The 6,381-nt window shown below is 43.4% G+C and carries 4 protein-coding genes; all 4 read left to right on the forward strand.

Features of this window, described 5'->3' with window-relative positions:
• Nucleotides 1-138: 138 nt before the first annotated feature.
• Complete coding sequence (locus tag A1D16_RS14715) at nt 139-3,309, forward strand: TonB-dependent receptor (protein WP_290710831.1); 3,171 nt, start codon at nt 139-141, stop codon at nt 3,307-3,309.
• Nucleotides 3,310-3,328: 19 nt separating this feature from the next.
• The gene (locus A1D16_RS14720) at nt 3,329-5,077 is read left to right on the forward strand and encodes a RagB/SusD family nutrient uptake outer membrane protein (RefSeq protein WP_290710833.1); all 1,749 of its coding nucleotides are present in this window, start codon (nt 3,329-3,331) and stop codon (nt 5,075-5,077) included.
• 6 nt (nt 5,078-5,083) lie between these two features.
• A complete protein-coding gene (locus tag A1D16_RS14725; RefSeq protein ID WP_290710835.1) occupies nt 5,084-6,193 on the forward strand; it encodes a zinc-binding dehydrogenase in 1,110 nt (369 codons plus the stop codon).
• A 2-nt stretch (nt 6,194-6,195) separates the two neighbouring features.
• The coding region (locus A1D16_RS14730; RefSeq protein ID WP_290710836.1) for a hypothetical protein at nt 6,196-6,381 on the forward strand (186 nt) is incomplete at its 3' end.

A 6,381-nucleotide genomic window follows, 5' to 3' on the forward strand; every position in this document is an offset into this window, starting at 1 on the left:
GCCAATTTACGAATAAATAATTTCCTGTCAGGAAAAATAATTTCCTGAATTAATAATTCCGTAATGATTTGTTAACTAAATTTATCCATAGGAAATATAATTTCGTTTAAGGAAATAATTAGTACAAAATCAACTGCTATGCAAATTTATCAGGCCTTTTTAACCATGTTCTTGCTGGCTTCAGCAAGTGGGGAGGCAAATTTTACCCACCAAACAGGTGCAGGTAACAAAGGTGTTTACCAACTCTCTGTATTAGAGGGGGTTATCAGGAATGCTTCGGGTGAGCCTATTGCCGGAGTAACCCTACAAAACAAATCCCAGAACCAGACCGTAGTAACGGACGCCTTGGGGAAATTCCGGATCCCCGCCAAAAAAGGAGACCAGCTACAGATTTCGGCAATTGGTTACAAAACCCGTAACCTGGTCATAAATCAATTGGATCAGGCTGAATTTTCGTTGGAGACCAGTGCCGCAGAATTAGAAGAAGCAGTGGTGGTAGCGTACGGTACACAGAAAAAAGCCAATTTAACCGGAGCCGTTGACCAGGTTTCGGGCAAAACACTTCAAAATCGCCCGGTTAATAATATTGGTCAGGCACTTCAGGGTGTAATCGGTAACCTGAATGTAACAACCAATACAAGTGGTGGTGCACCCAATGCCCTGCCATCCATTAATATAAGGGGCTATACAGGATTTGGTATTGCTGGTGCACCACTTGTTGTTATAGATGGTGTTCAGGGCGGTGATCTTAATTCAATTAATCCCGCAGACATCGAAAGTGTTTCGGTAATTAAAGACGCTGCAGCAAGTGCAATTTATGGTTCCAGTGCTCCGTATGGCGTATTGCTGATCTCAACAAAAAAAGGATCGAAAGGGAAAGCGCCTGTATTAACCTACAATAACAACCTTAACTGGGCAAGTCCGATTAATCTGCCGAAAATGTTGAATTCGTTGGAGTTTGCCGAAATTTATAACGATGCATTTATTAATGCAGGTAGGGGACCTGTTTATTCAGAAGATGCCATTGCCCGCATCAAAGCTTATCAGGCCGGACAATTAGGTACAGAAACGGTTCAGGTACCCAATACCAATGCCTGGGATTCCTGGGGAAATGCGAATGCCAATCATGATTGGTTTAAAATTTATTTTGCAGACAATGTATTTAGCCAGCAACATAATCTCGGGGTAAACGGAGGCACAGGTGGCACAACCTATTATATGGGACTTGGTTACCTGGAAAAAAATGGGCTCTACAATTTTGGAGATGAAAAATTCCGTCGATTTAACCTCAGGGCCAACCTTAGCACAGCTGTTAATACCTGGCTGACAGTGAATCTCCGCAGCTCACTTTCCAGGGAAAAATTCAATACACCCAATACCTACAGCACCCGTACCGGTGGAAATTATATGCACCAGATTGCCAGGAAATGGCCTTCTGTGGCATTGTATAATCCCGATGGAAATTATTCGCAACAGAGTGATATCATGTTGCATGAGGAGGGGGGAAGAAATATCACCACTACCGATTTTGCCTTATTAACCGGAGAATTGGTTTTTAAACTGGCGAAAGGCTGGAACCTGACCTCAAATTACACACTTGATGGAAATTATACCGATGGCTCTTCGCATTATAAAACACTCTATCATATTTTACCAGATGGTTCCTCCTCGGTATTAAGTGGAACCAATCCAAGTTCTTTTAACCGGTCTTCGGTTCGTTCGGAACATCAGATATTCAACCTGTTTAGTTCCTATGAAAAAAGTTTCGGATTACATGATTTTCGTTTGTTGGGAGGATATGTACGCGAAAGCTGGAATTACCAGTCATTTGGGGCCGGTAACCAGCAACTTTACTCCGATAATATCCCTTCTCTTTCCTTAACCTATTCTACAGCGCCTTCCGTAACTGATCTGATCCGCAAACTTGGGTCGGAGGGAATATTCGGACGATTCAATTATTCTTACGACGATAAATACCTGCTGGAATTAACGGGTCGATATGATGGTTCCTCCCGCTTTTTGTCTGATGTTCGCTGGAAGTTTTATCCGGGTATTTCAGCCGGTTGGGTACTGTCTAAGGAATCTTTCTGGAAACCGATCGACCAATACATCAATAGCTTTAAGCTCCGAGCCAGTTATGGATCACTGGGAGATCAGTCCTTTTTGCAAAACAACTATTATCCATTTTATCCTAATCTGGTTACCATTGCTCCGCGTAGTACAGCATGGCTCTTTGGGGGTAGCCAACAGGCAGCAGTTAGTCAGCCTTCCCTGATTAATCCTAATCTGACCTGGATAACTACTTCAACACTCAATTTTGGGGTAGATGCTAGTTTTCTGAATAACCGGTTATCCGGTTCCTTTGAATGGTTTATTCGTAAATCCGAAGATTTTGCCGGACCATCTCAGGCTGTGCCGGCAGTATTAGGAACAACGCCTCCTACCACCAATAATGCAGCAATGGAAACGCGCGGTTTTGAACTGACCCTGAAATGGGCTGATCAGATAGGCGATTTTGGTTATGGTATCCGAGGGGTTTTAAGTGATTACCGGGGAAAAGTTACCAGATATCCCAATCCCAATAAACTACTAAGTACCTGGTATGAAGGGTTGAGCATGGGAGAGATCTGGGGGTATACATCCGAAGGGTTATTTTCTACTAATGAAGATGCTTCAAAGGCACCTAATCAGAAACGTATTTATGGTGGAAACTGGGGCGCCGGAGATGTGCAATACCGCGATTTAAATGGAGATGAGGTAATTGATTTTGGTAACAATACGGTTGATAGTTCCGGTGATCGCCGGATTATTGGAAATAATACGCCCCGTTATGCCTTTGGCCTGAACCTGGAAGCAAACTGGAAAGGATTTGACGTACAGGTTTTTGTACAGGGAATTGCCAAACGCGATGCCTGGATCGGCTCCAATTATTTCTGGGGCGTAGTTGACAGTGAGTGGCAGGGATCTCCCTTTACAGTTCATAAAGACCGGTGGACACCAGCTAATCCCAATGGCTATTTTCCAAAGTTTTATATGAGTGGAGAGGTAAATAAAAATCAACAAACTCAAACCCGCTATTTGCAAAATGCAGCCTACCTGCGTCTTAAAAACCTGCAACTGGGCTATAGTATTCCTGCTGCTATCACGGACCGTGTCAAAATTTCCAAAGCCCGTCTTTATGTAAGTGTTGATAATCTTTTCACCATTACCAAACTCCAGAAAACCATGGATCCGGAATTGTCTATTTCTGATGGAAAAATCTATCCTTTACAAAGAACCATTTCAACCGGAATTAACCTCACTTTTTGATCTTTTAAACTGAACATTTATGAAACCGATTTATATATTCTGTACCGCTTTGCTGATAATCGGTACAGCCTGTAATAAAGAATTGCTGGAACAAACACCTCAAAGCAATATCAGCGATGCTGATTTCTGGAAAACCAGCAATGATCTGAAATTATATACGAATAACTTCTATGCCCTGCTGCCTGCCTATCGGGGATTTGGTACCATCGGAATATATGGACTGGATGCAGATGAAGGCAGTGATAATATGATTTACAACGGTTACAACACAACAATGAACGGAGAAGGTGTTGTTCCTGCCAGTGGAGGTGGATGGGCTTGGGGAAATCTGCGTACGATCAATTACTTTCTTACAAATTATCAAAAAGTGCAGGATCCCTGGGATAATGTCAAAACCTATGTAGGAGAAGCGTATTTCTTCCGTTCCTGGTTTTATTTTGACATGCTTAAACGGTTTGGCGACCTGCCCTGGATTAATAAACCACTTTTTACGGACTCAGAAGAATTGTACAACGAACGGTTAAAGAGAAACATTGTTGTGGATTCTATTCTTTCCGACCTTGATAAAGCCATTGAATACCTGCCAACGAAATCAAAAGCAGAAGCAAATCGTCTAACTAAGGAAGCTGCAATGATTTTTGCTGCAAGGATAGCACTTTATGAAGGAAGTTGGGAAAAATACCATGCCGGAACTCCCTTTGGAGTAAGCGGGCAAAATGGTGATCCGTTCTTCACAAAAGCGGTGGAGTTAACCAATGCCCTGATGGCATCCAATGTTCATCGACTCGACAATGCCGGATCACCCGATGGGTACTGGCGTTTATTCAACCAGTCTAATTATTCAGGAAGCAATGAAATTATGTTCTGGCGCCGCTTTGATGCTGTATTGGGCATTGCACACAACTGGCATCGATATACCAATACCGGCGCAGCACGTGGTTTAACAAAAGATCTGGTGGATGCCTATCTCAGTAAAGATGGATTACCTATTTCAACAAGCCCGCTTTATAAAGGCGATGCCACGCTGCTGGATGTTGCCACTGACCGCGATCCAAGGCTTGCCCAAACCATATATCTGCCAGACGGTAATCATTTTATTACCAGTAGCCAGCCAGGTGGTTTGCCGAATATTCTTTTTACGGTTCCTTCATTTGGACTTGCCAATGAAAACAAACCTGCAACCGGATACCAGGTTTATAAAGGACATAACCCCGAATACGCCCAGCAGTTTAATGCCGAGCAGGGTATAACGGCGGTTATTTATTTCCGGTATGCAGAGGCATTATTGATCAACGCAGAAGCAAAAGCGGAATTAGGTACCCTGTCACAGGAGGATTTGAATAAAACAGTGAATTTATTACGTCAGCGGGTGGGTATGCCAATACTGAATATGGCGTCGATACCTACTGATCCTAAACAGGAATTTCCTCAGCTAAGCCCTTTGCTTAACGAAATCAGAAGAGAGCGTCGGATTGAGCTGGCCTGTGAGGGTTTCCGGCACGACGACCTGTTTCGCTGGGCCGTAGCCGGTCAAAAAATAAAGGGATGGAAACCTAAAGGTGCAAAAAAAGCACAGTGGGAAGGACAAGTAGCAGCCAGTCTGCTGAATCCTTATCCGGTGGATGAACAGGGATATATTGAATTGTTTAAAAATGTAGGCGCTTTATCAAATGGCTATAACTTTAATCCAAACCGGAATTATCTGTTCCCCATTCCTACAGGAGAAATAGTATTAAATCCGAAATTGGCACAAAACCCCGGTTGGTAATACAATATGAAGCAGGAAAATCAGGAATTACAAGGGCAACTTGCCATTTTTCATGGAGCAGGTAAAGAGCTGGAACTGGCGAGCCAGGTAGTTCCTTCTTTAAAATCCGGTGAATTATTGATCCGGAATCTCTATACCACACTTTGTGGCAGTGATCTGCACACTTTTTGCGGTTTGCGGCAGGAAACCTGTCCCACTGTTTTGGGCCATGAAATTGTAGGTGAAATTTTAGCCATTGATTCTGCACACCTGGGGTATGATCTTAAAGGAAAAAAGATAGCTGTAGGCGATACCATTACCTGGTCAATTTTTTCAAGCAACCCCTTATCTCCCAATTCCATTGCCGGAATACCACAAAAAGGAGATAGCTTGTTTAAATACGGCCATGCATTGGTGAAGGAAGGTGATGCTTTTCATGGCGGATTGGCAGAATACTGCATTCTTAAATCGCATACGGAAATTCTTAAAATTCCGGAAGAAATGCCGCTGCCGATTGCAGCAACGCTTAATTGTTCTGTTTCTACGGTAGCAGGTGCTTTGCGCCTGGCTGGCGACCTCAAGGATAAAACAGTTCTGATAACGGGTATGGGACACCTGGGTATTACCTGTGCCGCCATGTGCCGGGAGGCGGGCGCTGATTGGATTGGGGCGGTGGACATTGCCACGGAACGCCTTGAAGAAGCTCTTCATTTTGGTGCCGATCAATTGTTTCATATGAACGGTAATGCTACTCGTCTTGCAGAGGAATTAAAGGCCTTGTTGCCAAGAAACGGAGTGGATGTTGTTTTTGACATGAGTGGCTCTCCGGAAGCAATGGAGCTGGGAGTGGAGGTTTTAGCAATCGGGGGATCTGCGGTTTGGGTGGGAGCCGTTTTTAATACGAGACCCCTGCAGCTTAACGCGGAAAAAATCATCCGTAGTCTCATTACTATCAAAGGATTACATAATTACAATTACGACGATTTTCGTAATGCCTTTGATTTCATGAAACGAAACTGGCAACGCTATCCATTTGACAAAGTGGTGGAAAAGGAATTTACGCTAAGGCAGGCCGAACAGGCATTTGAATATGCGGTCAAAAACAAACCGTTTCGCGTCGGGATTCGCTTTTACTGATCATGCAAAAGAAAGTCAAGTACCAATGGCGAATGCTGGCCTTAACCATGTTGTGTTACCTGTTTTTTTATACAGGCAGGCATAATTTCGGCTGGGCATCAAAGTTATTGGCAATAGATTTAGGTATTGCCTATGAAAAAATAGGCTGGATAAGTTTCAGCATGTTGATTGGCTATGCAGTTGGCCAA

It is taken from the genome of Flavihumibacter sp. CACIAM 22H1 (assembly GCF_001601815.1).
Classification (GTDB): Bacteria; Bacteroidota; Bacteroidia; order Chitinophagales; family Chitinophagaceae; genus Flavihumibacter.